Raw genomic sequence first — 16,706 nt, forward strand, 5'->3', positions numbered from 1 at the left:
ACATTGATCGTCGACGCCGGTGAGCGGTATCTGTTCGACCGTGGTAGCAAATCCATCACTCATCGAGATATATTTATTTCGTCTCTGTCAATTTTTATTGTAATGAAAGATTTCGCCAAACAACTGTTATCAGACGGAAGCCGATACACAGTGGCAGATGGCTAGCAGCAGTTCAGACGAAGCCTTTACCGGAAAATCGAATCAAGACTGGTGGCCCGAACGACTGAGTTTGGAGATACTCGATCAGAACGGACAGAAGTCCGACCCACTAGAAGCGGACTTCGACTACGGAGAGGCGTTTCAGGAACTCGATCTCGAGGCTGTTAAAGAGAACATCGAAGCCGTACTCACGGAGCCACAAGACTGGTGGCCGGCAGACTACGAACACTACGGTCCGCTCATGATCCGGATGGCGTGGCACAGCGCCGGCACGTACCGCGCCTACGACGGACGCGGCGGAGCCGCTGGCGCTCGGCAGCGGTTCGCGCCACTCAATAGCTGGCCGGACAACGCGAACTTGGATAAGGCTCGGCGTCTGCTCTGGCCCGTCAAGCGGCAGTACGGACGTAACCTCTCGTGGTCCGACCTGATTGTCCTTGCCGGGAACGTCGCCGTCGAGTCGATGGGCTTCCCGACGTACGGTTTCGCTGGCGGCCGCGAAGACGACTTCGACACCGACAAGTCCGTTAATTGGGGCCCGGAGAACGAACTGGAGACGCAGAACCGCTTCGAGCGGCCCGGTGAGATCCAGAAAGGGCTCGGCGCATCGGTGATGGGGCTCATCTATGTCAATCCTGAGGGGCCGAACGGACAGCCGGACCCCGAGGCGTCGGCGAAAAACATCCGACAGACGTTTTCCCGCATGGCGATGAACGACAAGCAGACGGCGGCACTCATCGCCGGCGGCCATACCTTCGGGAAAGTTCACGGGAAGGACGACCCTGAGGAAGTGCTCGGACCCGAGCCGGAGGCCGCGCCCATAGAGAACATGGGGCTCGGTTGGCAGAACGACGCTGCGGTTGAGGACGGCGAAGTCACCACGAGCGGGATCGAAGGTCCCTGGACTCGGTCTCCGACCGAGTGGGACATGGGGTACGTCAACAACCTTCTCGATTACGAGTGGGAGCCGGAGAAGGGACCGGGCGGTGCTTGGCAGTGGACGCCGGAGGACGGTGAGCTCGAAGACTCCGCGCCGGACGCTCTTGACGACGGTGAGCGGGTCACGCCGATGATGCTCACGACCGATGTCGCGCTCAAAAAGGATCCGGACTACCGGGAGATCATGGAGACGTTCCAAGAGAACCCGATGGAGTTCGGGATGGCGTTCGCCAAGGCCTGGTACAAGCTGACTCACCGCGACATGGGTCCGCCAGAGCGGTTCCTCGGCCCCGAGGTCCCGGACGAAACGATGGTCTGGCAGGACCCGCTCCCCGACGCGGAGTACGAACTTGTGGGCGACGAAGCGGTCGCTCAGCTCAAGGAAGCAGTCCTTGAGACGGATCTCACGCGGGCACAGCTGGTCAAGACCGCCTGGGCCTCCGCGTCGACGTACCGTGACAGCGACAAGCGCGGTGGTGCGAACGGGGCTCGCATTCGCCTGAACCCGCAGCGCGGCTGGGAGGTCAACGAACCGGAGAAACTGGAAACGGTCTTGGAGACGTACGAACGTGTCCAGGCGGAGTTCAACGAGTCGCGTGGCGAAGTACAGGTGTCACTGGCCGACCTCATCGTGCTCGGCGGAAGCGCGGCCATTGAGGAGGCCGCGGCCGACGCCGGCTACGACGTCGAAGTCCCGTTCGAGCCCGGTCGGACCGATGCGACCGCCGAACAGACCGATGCCGACTCGTTCGAGGCGCTCAAGCCGGAGATCGACGGGTTCCGCAACTACGTTCCGGACGGGGTCGACCGGCCAGCCGAAGAGCTGTTGATCGACAAGGCCGACCTCCTGAATCTGACTCCCGACGAGATGACTGCGCTAGTCGGTGGTATGCGGACACTCGGCGCGACGTACGGCGACAGGGAGTACGGTGTGCTTACCGATCAGCCGGAGGCGCTAACGAACGACTTCTTCGTGAACCTCCTGAGCATGGAAACGAACTGGAAACCGTCCACCGAAGACCAGGTGTTCGAGGGCTACGACCGCGACACCGGCGATCTCAAGTGGAAAGCGACCCGTGCGGACCTAATATTCGGGTCACATTCCCGGCTCCGCTCGCTCGCCGAGGTGTACGCGGCAGAAGACGGCGAAAAGAAACTCGTCGAGGACTTCGTCGATACCTGGACGAAGGTGATGCAGGCGGACCGCTTCGACCTCAAGTAACGCCCCCGTCGCAGTCGGTTTTCCTTTCGAGTCGCCCAATCGGGTAGCTCCGACGTTCGCACCTCTCCACGCGGGTCGCCGATCTCCGGCTCGCACTATGTCCTATCAATTCTATATCGCGATATACAATTTATAAAATCGACTCGTTCGGGTCACCTCGTCTGACTGCACTCCCGACGTTCCGCCGTCTCGGCGGCGATCGACCGGCTTTTTTTCCGCCGAGCCCTCGCTCGCGACATGGCCGACGAGTTCGACCCGGAGAAGTTCGAGGACAAGTACGCTAACTACTTCAACGAACTCCAGCGGGCGTACAAGAACGCGTTCAACCAGATGAACGACCGGTACGACTCGGAACTGATCCACGGCATCGACCAGACCGTGCTCAACGAGTCGGAGCCGTTCTACGAGGACGGTGAGTTCCGCGTCGAACTCCCGGAGAACCCCCGCGAGCGGATCCGCGGTGCGGTCGCGGTCGACGACGAGACGTTCGAGGAGACGCTGGAGGAGTACGTCGAGCGGATCGAGTCCGAACTGTACCGGACGCTGGGCGTCGACCGGCCGGAATGAGTCCGCGGCGCGTCTCCCCACCGGATCCGGGCGAACCAAAGGCATAAGCCCGGTGCCCGCCAACTCGCGGGCATGAGCACGGACACGGCTGACGCGGACAACGAACTCCGCGAGCGGATCACGAACTTCCTGCGGCGCAACTTCCCGCAGATCCAGATGCACGGCGGTAGCGCCGCCATCGCCCACCTCGACCGCGAGAAGGGCGAGGTGACGGTCCAGCTCGGCGGGGCCTGCTCCGGCTGCGGCATCTCCCCGATGACGATCCAGGCGATCAAGTCCCGGATGGTCAAGGAGATCCCCGAGATTGAGACGGTCCACGCCGACACCGGCGCGGAAGCCGGCGCGGACGGCGACCTCGGCGGTACCAGCAGCGGCGGCGGGATGTCCCCCTCCTTCCCCGGCGAGACGACCGACGACGGTGACGACGAAGGCCCGCAAGCGCCGTTCTGAGTCGGTCCGACCGATCCGAACCTCCTCCCTCTTTCCGCTTCGCGAGTTGCGACACTATCTCGCGCTAATGTGCCGGTTTGACGCGTGAGACGCCACTTCTCGGGACTAGCGTCGTCTCAGGGCTCTCCCCCCGCTGTCGAGCTCATGTACCTCATAACGCTATATCGAATCCGGACCGCGCGCTCAACTCGGCCCGACTGAAGCCTTTTTCTCCCCTGCCGCCGTGGGGAGTTGCTATGTACCATCGCGAGGTCGAACCCACGGCGGAGTACGTCGCGCGGTTCGAAACGGGGGCCGACTGGCGCGAGGAGATCGAGTCCCTCGCCCGCGCGGAGGACGTCGAGGCCGGGTGGTTCACGGCGCTCGGGGCGGTCCAGGACGCGGACGTCTGGTTCTACGACCAAGACGAGACCGAGTACCGCTCGGTCACGTTCGACGAACCGCTGGAGGTAGCCGCCTGCGTTGGCAACGTCTCGCTCTTGGAGGGCGACGTGTTCGCGCACACCCACGCCGTCCTCTCCCGACCGAGCGGGCAGGCGCTCGCGGGCCATCTCGATTCGGCCACCGTCTGGGCCGGCGAGTGCCACCTCCGCGCGTTCGCCGAACCGCTGGAGCGCTCGCACGACGAGGCGACCGACCTCGACCTGTGGCTGTGACCCGCCGAGCGCGTCGCCCGACCGTCGAAGCCCGATGAGACCGGACGACGAGCGCTACTTCGCGCGGATCGAAGAGCGGCTCGACGAGGCGTGGGACGTCGCGGAGGCGGCCAAAGAGCAGGGCCGGGACCCCGAGCCGGAGATCGAGATCCCGATCGCCCGCGACATGGCCGACCGCGTCGAGAACATCCTCGGCATCGACGGCGTCGCGGAGCGCGTCCGCGACCTAGAGGGCGAGATGTCCCGCGAGGAGGCGGCCCTGGAGCTGGTCACCGACTTCGTCGACGGCAACGTCGGCGACTACGACTCTCGCGAGGGGAAGATCGAGGGGGCGGTCCGGACCGCGGTCGCGCTGCTCACCGAAGGGGTCGTCGCCGCGCCGATCGAGGGGATCGACCGCGTCGAGCTGCTGGAGAACGACGACGGCACGGAGTTCGTCAACGTCTACTACGCCGGCCCGATCCGCTCGGCGGGCGGGACCGCGCAGGCGCTGTCCGTGCTCGTCGCCGACTACGCCCGGTCGCTACTCGACGTCGACGAGTACAAGCCCCGCGATGTGGAGGTCGAGCGCTACGCCGAGGAGATCGCCCTCTACGACAAGGACACCGGCCTCCAGTACACGCCGAAGGACAAGGAGTCGAAGTTCATCGCCAAGCACATCCCCGTCATGCTCGACGGGGAGGCGACGAGCGACGAGGAGGTCTCGGGGTTCCGCGACCTCGAACGGGTCGACACGAACTCCGCGCGCGGCGGGATGTGCCTCGTCGCCGCCGAGGGGATCGCGCTGAAGGCCCCGAAGATCCAGCGGTACACCCGCGACCTCGAGGAGGTCGACTGGCCGTGGCTCCAGGACCTGATCGACGGGACGATCGGGAAGGACGGGGCGGGCGACGACGACGGTGACGAGGCGGAGAGCGGCGACGCCGACGGCGCGGACGAGGGCGGCGACCCCGACGCGCCGGAGAGCGAACCGGAAGCCGACGACTCGGCCGAAACCGGATCGGACGGGCCGGTCCGCGCAGACCCTTCCCAGAAGTTCCTTCGAGACCTCATCGCGGGGCGTCCCGTGTTCACCCACCCGAGCGAGGCGGGCGGGTTCCGGCTCCGATACGGTCGCGCCCGCAACCACGGCTTCGCGACCGGCGGCGTCCATCCGGCGACGATGCACATCGTCGACGACTTCCTCGCGGCCGGGACGCAGATCAAGACGGAACGCCCGGGGAAGGCGCACGGCGTCGTCCCCGTCGACTCCATCGAAGGCCCGACGGTCCGGCTCGCGAACGGTGAGGTCCGCCGGATCGACGACCCCGAGGAGGCGAAGGAGCTCCGGAACGGCGTCGAGAAGGTGCTCGACCTCGGCGAGTACCTCGTCAACTACGGGGAGTTCGTCGAGAACAACCACCCGCTCGCGCCCGCGTCGTACGCCCCCGAGTGGTGGATCCAGGAGTTCGAGGCGGACGGGGCCGACGTCCGCGCGCTCCGCGACGACCCGCACGTCGACCTCGAACACCCGGGCGTCGACCGGGCGCTCTCGTGGGCGGAGGCGTACGACTGCCCGCTCCACCCGGAGTACACGTACCTCTGGCACGACGTGTCGGTCGACGCCGTCGCGGCGCTCGCGGACGCGGTCGCCGCGGGCGACGTCGTCGAGGGCATCCTCGCGATCGAGCGCACCGACGAGGTCCAGGACGCACTGGAGTCGCTGCTGATCGAACACGCCGCGACCCCCGACGCCCTCCGGATCCCGACGTGGCGACCCCTCGCGCGGTCGCTCGGGATCGACGACGGACTTCGGAAGGAGTGGGACGCCGCCGACCTCTCGGCGGCGGCCCGGGACTACGCCGACGGCGCGAACGCGATCCGCGCGGTCAACGAGGTCGCCCCGTTCGAGGTGCGCGAGCGCGCCCCGACCCGCATCGGCAACCGGATGGGGCGCCCCGAGAAGTCGGAGAGCCGCGACCTCTCGCCGGCGGTCCACACGCTCTTCCCGATCAACGAGGCGGGCGGCCCCCAGCGCGACGTCGCCGAGGCCGCGAACGTGATGGACGACACCGGTCGCCGGGGGCGACACGAGCTGGAGGTCTCCGACCGCGTCTGCCCCGACTGCGGCGAGCACACCTACGCCGCGCTGTGCCCCGACTGCGAGACGCACACGGAGCCGCACTACGCGTGTAACGACTGCGGTACCGTCTGCGAGCCCGACGAGGCCGGCCGGGTCGAGTGCCCGAACTGCGAGTGGGAGGTGACGGCCGCGGGGTATCAGGAGGTCGACGTCAATGACGCGTACCGCACCGCCCTGGAGACGGTCGGCGAGCGCGAGTCCGCCTTCGAGATCCTGAAGGGCGTCCAGGGGCTCACCTCGCGGAACAAGACGCCGGAGCCGATCGAGAAGGGCGTCCTCCGCGCGAAGAACGGCGTCACCTCGTTCAAGGACGGGACGGTCCGCTACGACATGACCGACCTCCCGGTCACCGCGGTCCGGCCCGAGGAGCTCGATGTCACCGCGGACCACTTCCGCGAGCTCGGCTACGAGACCGACGTCGACGGCGAGCCCCTGCGCCACGACGATCAAGTGGTCGAACTGCGCGTCCAAGACATCGTCCTCTCGGACGGCGCGGCCGAGCACATGCTCAAGACCGCGGACTTCGTCGACGACCTCCTCGAACAGTTCTACGGGCTCGACCGCTTCTATGAGGTGAACGAGCGCGACGACCTCGTCGGCGAACTCGTCTTCGGGATGGCCCCCCACACGAGCGCCGCGACTGTCGGGAGAGTGATAGGATTTACTTCGGCCGCGGTGGGATACGCTCATCCGTACTTTCACGCCGCCAAGCGCCGGAACTGCGACGGTGACGAGGATTGCGTGATGCTTCTCATGGACGGACTGATCAACTTCTCGAAAGAATTTCTGCCGGACCAACGCGGCGGGCGGATGGACGCGCCGCTGGTGATGTCCTCGCGGATCGACCCCTCGGAGATCGACGACGAGGCGCACAACGTCGACATCGTCCGCGAGTACCCGCTGGAGCTGTACGAGGCGTCGCGCGAGCTGGCGGACCCGGAAGAAGTCGAGGAGCTGATCCAGATCGGCGAGGACACGCTCGGGACCGACGACGAGTATCACGGGTTCGACCACACCCACGACACGACCGACATCGCGATGGGCCCGGACCTCTCGGCGTACAAGACGCTCGGCGACATGATGGAGAAGATGGACGCGCAGCTGGAACTGGCCCGGAAGCTCCGCGCGGTCGACGAGACCGACGTGGCCGAGCGCGTCATCGAATACCACTTCCTGCCGGACATCATCGGGAACCTCCGGGCGTTCTCGCGGCAGGAGACGCGCTGTCTCGACTGCGGCGAGAAGTACCGCCGGATGCCGCTGACGGGCGAGTGTCGCGAGTGCGGCGGTCGCGTGAACCTCACGGTCCACGAGGGGTCGGTGAGCAAGTACGTCGACACCGCCATCGAGGTGGCAGAGCGGTTCGACTGCCGCCCCTACACGAAACAGCGGCTGAAGGTGTTAGACCAGTCGCTGGAGTCGATCTTCGAGGACGACACGAACAAACAGTCCGGCATCGCGGACTTCATGTGAGGTAGGGGCAGTCGGAGCGACCGCGGGTCGAGCGGGCCTCACCGCGCCGTGCCGGGGCTCAGTCGCCGCGCGCCTCCTCGACCACCCGCGTGAACTCGCGGGCGGTCTCGGTGATGGCCTCGTAATCGCCGCGCTCGGCGGCGTCGTAGTCGACGAGCGCGCCGCCCGCGCCGACCGAGAACGCGCCAGCCTCGACGTACTCCGCGGCGTTGTCCGGGCTGACGCCGCCCGTTGGCATCATCGGGATCTGGCCGAGCGGCCCCTTCATCGCGCCGAGGTGGGCCGGCCCGACGGTCTTCGCCGGGAACACCTTCACGAAGTCGGCGCCGGCCTCGTAACCGCGGACCGCCTCGGTGGGCGTCATCACGCCGGGCGCGCTGACCGCGCCGTAGCGGTTACACGTCTCGATGACGTCCTCGTGGAGGCTCGGCGAGACGACGAACTCTGCGCCGGCCATCAGCGTCGTCCGGGCCGTCTCGCTGTCGAGGACCGTCCCCGTGCCGACGACGACCTCGTCGTCGAAGGAGCCGGCGACCTCGCCGATGAGGTCTCCGACGTTCGGCGTGTCCGCGGTGATCTCGACGGCGGTGACGCCGCCCTCGCGGAGCGCCTCCGCGATCTCGATGAGCTGGTCGGCGGGCACCCCGCGCAGCACCGCGACGACGCCGCTGTCGACGAGCCGTGAGAGCGTCTCGTTCATACTCCTCGTTTCCCGAGTCTGCCCTTAAAACCGCGCCGATGCCGGCTCCGGCGGCGGCCGCTTCCGAGCGACCGCAGCGGCCGTTCCGTGGCACGGGTAAACACGAAATCGGCGGCGATCGGGGGTGATCCCCGTCGAATCGGCCGCGACGAAACACTACCCTTTTGACCCTGCTTTCGGTAACACTCGGTATAATGGGCCGACGCAAGAAGATCGTTCAGGAATGTGAGCGGCTGATGGACAACCCGGAGCACATCCGGAACATCGCCATCGCCGCCCACGTCGACCACGGGAAGACGACGCTGTCCGACAACCTGCTGGCGGGCGCCGGCATGATCTCCGAGGACACCGCGGGCGAGCAGCTCGCGATGGACACGAAGGAGGACGAGCAGGAGCGCGGGATCACCATCGACGCGGCGAACGTCTCGATGACCCACGAGTACGAGGACACCAACCACCTCATCAACCTCATCGACACCCCGGGCCACGTGGACTTCGGGGGCGACGTCACCCGCGCGATGCGCGCGGTTGACGGCGCGCTGGTGGTCGTCGACGCCGTCGAGGGCGCCATGCCCCAGACGGAGACGGTGCTCCGGCAGGCGCTCCGCGAGGGCGTGAAGCCGACGCTGTTCATCAACAAGGTCGACCGCCTCATCTCGGAGCTCCAGGAGGGGCCCCAGGAGATGCAAGAGCGGCTGATGTCGGTCATCGCCGACGTCAACGAGCTCATCCGCGGGATGGCCGAGAACATGGACGACATCCCCGAGGACTGGACCGTCTCCGTCGAGGACGGCACGGTCGGCTTCGGCTCGGCGCTGTACAAGTGGGGCGTCTCGATGCCCTCGATGCAGCGGACCGGCATGGACTTCGGCGACATCATGGAGCTCGAACAGAATGACAAGCGCCAGGAGCTCCACGAGCGGACGCCGCTGTCGGACGTCGTGCTCGACATGGTCTGCGAGCACTTCCCGAACCCGGTCGACGCGCAGCCCCGCCGCGTCCCGCGCATCTGGCGCGGTGACCCCGACACCGAGCTGGCCGAGGGGATGCAGCTGGTCGACGAGGACGGCGACGTCGTCTTCATGGTCACCGACATCTCCATGGACCCGCACGCGGGCGAGATCGCGACGGGCCGCGTCTTCTCCGGCACGCTGGAGAAGGGCCAGGAGCTGTACGTCTCCGGCACCGCCGGCAAGAACCGCATCCAGAGCGTCGGGCTCTTCATGGGGTCCGAGCGCGAGGAGGTGGACCGCGTCCCGGCGGGGAACATCGCGTCCGTCACCGGACTGCGTGACGCCATCGCCGGCTCCACCGTCTCCTCGATAGAGATGACGCCGTTCGAGTCGATCGAGCACATCTCCGAGCCGGTCATCACGAAGTCCGTTGAGGCGCAGAACATGGACGACCTGCCGAAGCTCATCGAGACGCTCCAGCAGGTCGCCAAGGAGGACCCGACAATCCAGATCGAGATCAACGAGGACACCGGCGAGCACCTCATCAGCGGGCAGGGCGAGCTCCACCTCGAAGTGATCACCCAGCGGATCCGCGACAACCAGGGCATCCCGGTCATCACCGGCGAACCGATCGTCGTGTTCCGCGAGCAGCCCCAGGAGTCCTCTCGCGAGGTCGAGGGGCAGTCGCCGAACCGCCACAACAAGTTCTACATCACCGTCGAGCCGATGGACCAGGAGATCGTCGACGCCATCCAGCTCGGCGAGGTTTCGATGGACATGCCTGAACTGGAGCGCCGCGAGGCGCTGCAGGAGGCCGGTATGGACAAGGACACCTCCCAGAACGTCGAGGACATCCACCGGACCAACATCCTCATCGACGACACGAAGGGGATTCAGCACCTCAACGAGACGATGGAGCTCGTCTTGGAGGGGCTTCAGGAGGCGCTCGACGACGGCCCGCTGGCCGCCGAGCCGGTCCAGGGGTCGCTGTTCCGACTCCACGACGCGAAGCTCCACGAGGACACCATCCACCGCGGTCCGGCGCAGGTCATCCCCGCGGTCCGCGACGCGGTCCACCGCTCGCTGATCGACGGCGAGGTCCGCCTGCTCGAACCCATCCAGGACGTCCGCATCGACGTCCCCTCGGAGCACATGGGCGCGGCCTCCGGTGAGATCCAGGGTCGTCGCGGCCGCGTCGACGACATGTACCAGGAGGGCGACCTCATGGTCGTCGAGGGCATCGCACCCGTCGAGGAGATGATCGGGTTCTCCTCCGACATCCGCTCGGCCACCGAGGGCCGCGCCTCGTGGAACACCGAGAACGCGGGCTTCCGCGTCCTCGTCGACAACCTCCAGCGCGAGAAGATCATGGAGATCCGCGAGCGCAAGGGGATGAAGCTCGAACTGCCGCAGTCGATCGACTACTTCTAAGTCGACGGCGCGGTCCGCGGTCTCTGCGGTCCATTCCTCTCTCGCGTCTTCCGCCCGAGAGTCCCGACGCCGTCGATCGCGGCAGATCTCCCCGAACCGTGCGCCGCGTTGACAGGCACGGGAGCGAGGCAACGCCTGCCCCCGCCGAAGGCTTATACCCGATCGTCCGACTCCGTTCGGGTATGCAGACGGGTACGACTCCCCCCCGGCGCACCGCGACGGAGCCACCGAGCGACCGCTCCACGCCGGGGACAGGACCGTGCCCCCGACCGCGCGCCCTCGAGACGATCGGCCGCGACGAGAGACCGGAGGTGGCCGCGTGAGCGACCGCCGCGACGGGGCGCCGGAGGCCGCGCTAGACGCCGAGGGCGAGACCGATCCGGTCGACGACGCGGAGGACGCGGATTCGGCCTCGCCCGACGGTGGCCACGCGGCCGCGACCCCCTCGACGCACACGGTCCGGCTGGAGCTGGTCGACGAGCCCGGACAGCTGCTCGCCGCGCTCCACCCGATCGCCGACAACGGCGGGAACCTCCTATCGATCTACCACGAGCGCGGCAACAAGACGCCCCGCGGGCGGATCCCGGTCGAGGTCGACTTCGAGGCCGCCCCCGAGCGCTTCGAGGAGATCGTCGACGCGCTCCGCAGCGAGGGCGTGAACGTGATGCAGGCGGGCACGGAGCGGTACGCCGAGGAGGTGACGCTGCTCCTCTTCGGCCACCTCATCGACACGGACCTCTCCGACACGCTCTCGCGGATCGAGGCCTGCGAGTCGGCGTCGGTCGCCGACGTGTCGCTCGCGGCCCCGCAGGGCACCGAGGAGGTGTCGAGCGCGCGGCTCCGGCTCGAGGCCCGCGCCGGCGAGACGGACGCGGCGCTCGCGGCGGTCCGCGACCTGGCCGCGGAGAAGGACCTCCGCGTCGTCGAGCCGCTCACGGGGGTGGAGGCGTGAGACTCGCCGTGATCGGCGCGGGCGCGGTCGGGCGCTCTGTCGTCGAGCTGGCGGGCGAACACGGCCACGAGGTCGTCGCGGTCGCGGACTCGTCGAGCGCGGTCGTCGCGGACGGGACCGGCGGCCCGAGAGCGGACGACGCCCCGGGCGTCGACCCCGACGCGGTCGTGGCGCGGAAGGCGGAACGGGGGATCGTCGGCGACGACGACCCCGACGACGCGCTGGCGGCCGACTACGATGTCCTCGTGGAGGCGACGCCGACGACGCTCGGCGACGCCGAACCGGGCTTCTCGCACGTGACGGCCGCGCTGGAGCGCGACCGGCACGCCGTCCTCGCGAACAAGGGCCCGGTCGCGGAGCGGTACGGAGACCTGCGGGCGGCCGTCGCCGACAGCGACGGCGAGATACGGTTCGAGGCGACGGTCGGCGGGGCGATCCCCGCGGTCTCGACCGTCGAGGACATTGAACCCGGGCACGTCACCGCGGTCCGGGGCGTCCTCAACGGGACGGCGAACTTCATCCTGACGCGGATGGCCGCGGAGGGACTCGACTACGACCACGTCCTCGCGGAGGCGCAGGACCTCGGGGTCGCCGAGGCCGATCCCGCCTTCGACGTGGACGGCACCGACGCGGCGCTGAAGTGCGTCATCCTCGCGAACGTGCTCTCGTTCGGTGCGGCCGACGACCCGGCCGACGCCCGGGAGCTCACGCTCGCCGACGCCGACGTCGCCGGGATCCGCGACGTGCCCGGCTCCGCGCTCCGGCTCGCGGCCGAGGACGGGCAGACGGTCCGGCTGATCGGCGAGGCGACCGGCGAGACCGTCCGCGTCGCGCCGCGGCTCGTCCCCGAGAACGGGACGCTCGCGGTCTCCGGGACGCAGAACATCGTCCAGATCGAGACCTCCCACGCCGGGCGGCTCAACATCTCCGGCCGTGGCGCGGGCGGTCCCGAGACCGCCAGCGCGGTCCTTGGCGACGTGGGCTGCCTGGAGTAGCCCGGCCGCGGCGGTCCGCGCCGCCGATCGAGACACGCCGTCGGTCCGCGTTACCGCCCCCCCCGCGGTCTCCGTGCGCCGGCGTGGCGTGCCCCGCGTTGTCGAGAATCGCCGGACAGCGGCGCGATACTCTGTGGGCCGTATCGAAACCGTTTTAGTGGAATCTACCGAAACTTACTCACAGAGCGCCTTAGCGCGTGATTACCCCATGAGTGACAAACCGCACCAGAACTTGGCCATCATCGGCCACGTCGACCACGGCAAGAGTACGCTCGTGGGTCGCCTCCTCTTCGAGACGGGGAGCGTCCCCGAGCACGTAATCGAGCAGCACCGCGAGGAAGCCGAAGAGAAGGGCAAGGGCGGCTTCGAGTTCGCCTACGTGATGGACAACCTCGCCGAGGAGCGCGAGCGCGGCGTCACGATCGACATCGCCCACCAGGAGTTCGACACCGACGAGTACTACTTCACCATCGTCGACTGTCCGGGCCACCGTGACTTCGTGAAGAACATGATCACGGGCGCCTCGCAGGCCGACAACGCGGTGCTCGTCGTCGCGGCCGACGACGGCGTCGCACCCCAGACGCGTGAGCACGTGTTCCTGGCCCGAACGCTCGGGATCAACGAGCTCATCATCGCCGTCAACAAGATGGACATCGTCGACTACAGCGAGGACTCCTACAAGGAGGTCATCGGCGAGGTCGAGGACCTCCTCAACCAGGTCCGCTTCGCGACCGACGACACCACGTTCGTGCCGATCTCGGCCTTCGAGGGCGACAACGTCGCCGAGGAGTCCGAGAACACGTCGTGGTACGACGGCCCCACGCTGCTGGAGTCGCTCAACAACCTGCCGGAGGCCGAGCCGCCGACGGACGCGCCGCTCCGCCTGCCGATCCAGGACGTCTACACCATCTCCGGCATCGGGACCGTCCCCGTGGGACGCGTCGAGACCGGGATCCTCAACACCGGCGACAACGTCTCCTTCCAGCCGTCCGACGTGGGCGGCGAGGTGAAGACGGTCGAGATGCACCACGAAGAGGTGCCCAAGGCCGAGCCCGGTGACAACGTCGGATTCAACGTCCGCGGCATCGGCAAGGACGACATCCGCCGCGGCGACGTCTGTGGCCCGGCCGACGACCCGCCGAGCGTCGCCGAGACGTTCCAGGCGCAGGTCGTCGTCATGCAGCACCCGTCGGTCATCACGGCCGGCTACACCCCGGTCTTCCACGCCCACACGGCGCAGGTCGCCTGTACGATCGAGTCCATCGATCAGAAGATCGACCCCTCGTCCGGTGAGGTCGCCGAGGAGAACCCGGACTTCATCAAGTCCGGCGACGCGGCGGTCGTCACCGTGCGTCCCCAGAAGCCGCTCAGCATCGAGCCGTCCGGCGAGATTCCGGAGCTCGGCAGCTTCGCCATCCGCGACATGGGGCAGACCATCGCGGCCGGCAAGGTGCTGGACGTCAACGAGCGATAATCGATGCAGCAGGCACGCGTCCGCCTCGCCGGCACGAGCCCCGAGGACCTCGACGACATCTGCGACGACGTCCGCGAGATCGCGGACTCGACGGGAGTCGCCCTGTCGGGCCCGATCCCGCTGCCGACGAAGACGCTCGAGATCCCGTCGCGCAAGTCCCCGGACGGTGAGGGGACGGCGACGTGGGAGCACTGGGAGATGCGCGTCCACAAGCGGCTGATCGATATCGACGCCGACGAACGCGCGCTCCGCCAGCTCATGCGCGTCCAAGTGCCGAACGACGTCAGCATCGAGATTGTTCTCGAAGACTGAGCGCTAGGGCGTTTCTCTTTCACCCCTCTCGTTTTTCACACCGGCTAGCCCCGGCGCCGTCGGTCGCGTCTCGCGATCTCCGCCCACCGTCCGGTCCGGTTCCGGTCAGCGCGCGTCGAGCAGGCCGACGCGGCCGGCGACGAGGCCGCAGAACGCCCCGGTTCCGTGCGCGATCAGCGCGACGCCGGGCGCGGCCGTCGTCGCCGTGAGGACGACGGCGACGAGGCCGAACAGGACCAGTTGGGCCCGCGGCGGAAGACGCAGGCGGTCGAATAGCGTCTCGCTCACGACGTTGCCGGCGAGCAGGTAGCCGCCGAGCGCGAACACCGCGCCGCTGATCCCCAACACGGCGGCCGGCGGGCCGAGGAGCCCGCCGATCGTCACCTGCGCGAGGCCCGCGAGCGCGCCCGTCGTGACCACGAACGCGTGGAAACGCACGCGGGTCGTCCGGCGCTCGACGAGGGGGCCGACGAGAAGCAGCGCGAGGGCGTTCGCCAGCAGGTGGCCGACAGAGCCGTGCGCATACACGCTCGTGACGAGCGTCCAGGGAGCGACGGCGACGGGGGTCGACAGCGCGAACAGTCCGGCGAGGCCGACGACGCTGAGGAGGGCCTGCGCGGCGCCGACGAGGAGGGCGACGCCGAGCGTCTCGAGAGTGGCGCGCATCGAGCGAACGTTGGGACCGGGCGGTGAAAAGGCTGTGCGGCCGCGTCGCTCGCGGGTCGCCGCCGGCGCGGCTCAGATGACGTCGTCGGGGTCGTGGGCGCGCGCCATCCGCGTCGCCTCGGCGGCGTACCGCTCGCGGTCGCCGGGGTCCTCGACCGCCCCGACGTTCGACGCCCCGGCGTCGACGGCGGCCGTGGTGTCGCGCACGTCCGTGAAGGAGGTCAGCGCCCGCTCCTTGCGGAAGTAGCGCTCGCCGTCCGGCGTCGCGTATGTGAGGATCACCATGTTCTGCTCGTCGTCAGAGTAGGTACGCTCGACGAGCCACATCCGGACGTCGTCGCCGGCCGCCTCGTTCGCGCTCATGCGCGGTGTTTCACGTTCTACGAACAAACGTGTCGCGTCGGAGTCGCGTCGAACTCACCCTGCGGCTCGCCTCCGCGAACCGCCAGCGTTATGTTCTTTAGGGCGACCTAAATAATCGCATGGACCCGCGAACCGCCGCCGCTCGGCTCCGCGAGCGCTTTTCCCGACTGCGCGAGCGCCTGCCCCGGGGATCGCTCGCTGTCGCCGGGACGCTCCTCGTCCTCGCGGTCGGCGGCGCGGTGCTGACGCGGACGCTCGACGTCGGGGCCGTCGTCTCGGCGGCCGCCGCCGCGGACCCGGCGCTGCTCGCCGCGGCGCTCGTCGCGTATCTCCTCTCGTGGCCCGTCCGCGGACGGCGGTATGGCGACGTGCTCGCGCCAATGGGGTACCGATGTCGCACGGCGTTCCTCACCGCGGCCGTGTTCGCGAGTCAGACCGCAAACCTGATCGTCCCCGCGCGGGCCGGCGACGGGGTGCGCGCGTACCTGCTGAACGACCGGCGCGGCGTCCCCTACCCGACGGGCGTCGCCTCGCTGGCGGTCGAGCGCGCCTTCGACCTGGTCGCGCTCGGCGCGCTCGGCGGTGTCGCGCTCGCGACCCTCCTCGCGGACGGGCGGACCGTCGCTCCCGCCGGCTCGGAGCGAGCGGCCGCGGCCGCCGCCGGGACCGCCCTCGCCGCCGGGCTGTGCTCCGTCGCCGTCGTCGCAGTCGCTCGCAGCGACCGACGGTTCGGGCCGGCCCTCCGCGACCGAGCCGAGGGGTCACGTCTCTCGCGGGTCGTCGACGCCGCCGTGCGGTTCGGCGCCGCCGTGCGCGTCGTGGCGGCGGACGCGAGCGCGGTCGTCCGGGTGTCGCTCGCGAGCGTCGTCGTGTGGGGAGCGGACGTCGTGACTGCCGTCTTCGTCCTCGCGGCGCTCGTCGGCGGGTTCGGCGGGACCATCGACCCGGTCGCGCTCGCCGTGGTCGGCACGCTCGCCGTCTCGGCCGGGAACCTCGCGAAGGTGCTGCCGCTCTCGCAGGGCGGGATCGGGCTGTACGAGGCGGCATTCACCGGCATCGTCGTCGCGGCGACGCCGATCCCGGCGGAGGTCGCGCTCGCCGCGGCGGCGCTCGACCACGCGCTCAAGAACGCCGTCACGCTCGCAGGGGGCGGCGTCGTCGCGGCCGCGTTCGACCTCTCGCTGGCGGGCGCTCCGGACGAGGCGGAGCGCGAACCGGACGCGGCCGCGACGCGGCCGACGACGGACCGCTAAGCTTTTAGGCCAGCCTAAA

At 68.5% G+C, this 16,706-nt stretch carries 14 protein-coding genes; 11 read left to right on the top strand and 3 right to left on the bottom strand.

The features are described from left to right. The first annotated feature begins 157 nt into the window (after nt 1-157). The 5 genes from katG (at nt 158) to ABNG04_RS06140 (ending at nt 7,588) form a co-directional block, all read left to right on the top strand. Nucleotides 158-2,320: a catalase/peroxidase HPI gene (gene katG / locus ABNG04_RS06120; protein WP_371160968.1), complete on the top strand. Its 2,163-nt coding sequence runs from the start codon at nt 158-160 to the stop codon at nt 2,318-2,320. Between the two features lie 237 nt (nt 2,321-2,557). Then, nucleotides 2,558-2,887, top strand: a complete 330-nt coding sequence (locus ABNG04_RS06125) for a DUF5783 family protein (RefSeq protein ID WP_371160970.1) — start codon at nt 2,558-2,560, stop codon at nt 2,885-2,887. Between the two features lie 72 nt (nt 2,888-2,959). Next, entirely contained in the window at nt 2,960-3,337 is a 378-nt protein-coding gene (locus ABNG04_RS06130) for a NifU family protein (RefSeq protein ID WP_371160972.1), read from the top strand. A 236-nt stretch (nt 3,338-3,573) separates the two neighbouring features. Next, nucleotides 3,574-3,993: a PPC domain-containing DNA-binding protein gene (locus tag ABNG04_RS06135; RefSeq protein ID WP_371160974.1), complete on the top strand. Its 420-nt coding sequence runs from the start codon at nt 3,574-3,576 to the stop codon at nt 3,991-3,993. Nucleotides 3,994-4,027: 34 nt separating this feature from the next. After that, complete coding sequence (locus ABNG04_RS06140) at nt 4,028-7,588, top strand: DNA polymerase II large subunit (protein WP_371160976.1); 3,561 nt, start codon at nt 4,028-4,030, stop codon at nt 7,586-7,588. A 58-nt stretch (nt 7,589-7,646) separates the two neighbouring features. Here ABNG04_RS06140 and ABNG04_RS06145 read toward each other — a convergent pair whose 3' ends face one another. Beyond that, nucleotides 7,647-8,288 carry a bifunctional 4-hydroxy-2-oxoglutarate aldolase/2-dehydro-3-deoxy-phosphogluconate aldolase gene (locus tag ABNG04_RS06145; protein ID WP_371160978.1) on the bottom strand — a complete coding sequence of 214 codons (642 nt, stop codon included), beginning with the start codon at nt 8,286-8,288 and terminating at the stop codon, nt 7,647-7,649. 194 nt (nt 8,289-8,482) lie between these two features. On the opposite strand from ABNG04_RS06145, the gene ABNG04_RS06150 reads away from it, so the two are divergent. The 5 genes from ABNG04_RS06150 (at nt 8,483) to rpsJ (ending at nt 14,405) form a co-directional block, all read left to right on the top strand. After that, on the top strand, nt 8,483-10,672 hold the full coding sequence (locus ABNG04_RS06150) for an elongation factor EF-2 (RefSeq protein WP_371160980.1): 2,190 nt from the start codon (nt 8,483-8,485) through the stop codon (nt 10,670-10,672). Nucleotides 10,673-10,991: 319 nt separating this feature from the next. After that, nucleotides 10,992-11,624: an amino acid-binding protein gene (locus ABNG04_RS06155; protein WP_371160982.1), complete on the top strand. Its 633-nt coding sequence runs from the start codon at nt 10,992-10,994 to the stop codon at nt 11,622-11,624. Continuing rightward, on the top strand, nt 11,621-12,619 hold the full coding sequence (locus ABNG04_RS06160; protein ID WP_371160984.1) for a homoserine dehydrogenase: 999 nt from the start codon (nt 11,621-11,623) through the stop codon (nt 12,617-12,619). Before ABNG04_RS06155 ends, ABNG04_RS06160 begins: the two co-directional genes overlap by 4 nt. Before the next feature lie 208 nt (nt 12,620-12,827). Continuing rightward, a complete protein-coding gene (gene tuf, locus ABNG04_RS06165) occupies nt 12,828-14,093 on the top strand; it encodes a translation elongation factor EF-1 subunit alpha (RefSeq protein WP_006111547.1) in 1,266 nt (421 codons plus the stop codon). A 3-nt stretch (nt 14,094-14,096) separates the two neighbouring features. Further along, nucleotides 14,097-14,405, top strand: a complete 309-nt coding sequence (gene rpsJ, locus ABNG04_RS06170) for a 30S ribosomal protein S10 (protein WP_004048854.1) — start codon at nt 14,097-14,099, stop codon at nt 14,403-14,405. A 105-nt stretch (nt 14,406-14,510) separates the two neighbouring features. Here the strand turns inward: rpsJ and ABNG04_RS06175 are convergent, their stop codons facing one another. Together ABNG04_RS06175 and ABNG04_RS06180 are read right to left on the bottom strand one after the other, a co-directional pair. Continuing rightward, nucleotides 14,511-15,071, bottom strand: a complete 561-nt coding sequence (locus ABNG04_RS06175; protein WP_371160985.1) for a rhomboid family intramembrane serine protease — start codon at nt 15,069-15,071, stop codon at nt 14,511-14,513. A gap of 72 nt (nt 15,072-15,143) precedes the next feature. Next, nucleotides 15,144-15,434 (bottom strand): DUF7967 family protein, encoded by a 291-nt coding sequence (locus tag ABNG04_RS06180; protein ID WP_371160986.1) that lies wholly within the window; start codon nt 15,432-15,434, stop codon nt 15,144-15,146. Between the two features lie 119 nt (nt 15,435-15,553). Here ABNG04_RS06180 and ABNG04_RS06185 point away from each other — a divergent pair, with 119 nt between their 5' ends. Further along, on the top strand, nt 15,554-16,687 hold the full coding sequence (locus ABNG04_RS06185) for a lysylphosphatidylglycerol synthase transmembrane domain-containing protein (RefSeq protein ID WP_371160988.1): 1,134 nt from the start codon (nt 15,554-15,556) through the stop codon (nt 16,685-16,687). Nucleotides 16,688-16,706: the final 19 nt, after the last annotated feature.

Origin of the sequence: Halorubrum miltondacostae, assembly GCF_041379815.1 — an archaeon.
Taxonomy (GTDB): Archaea; Halobacteriota; Halobacteria; order Halobacteriales; family Haloferacaceae; genus Halorubrum; species Halorubrum miltondacostae.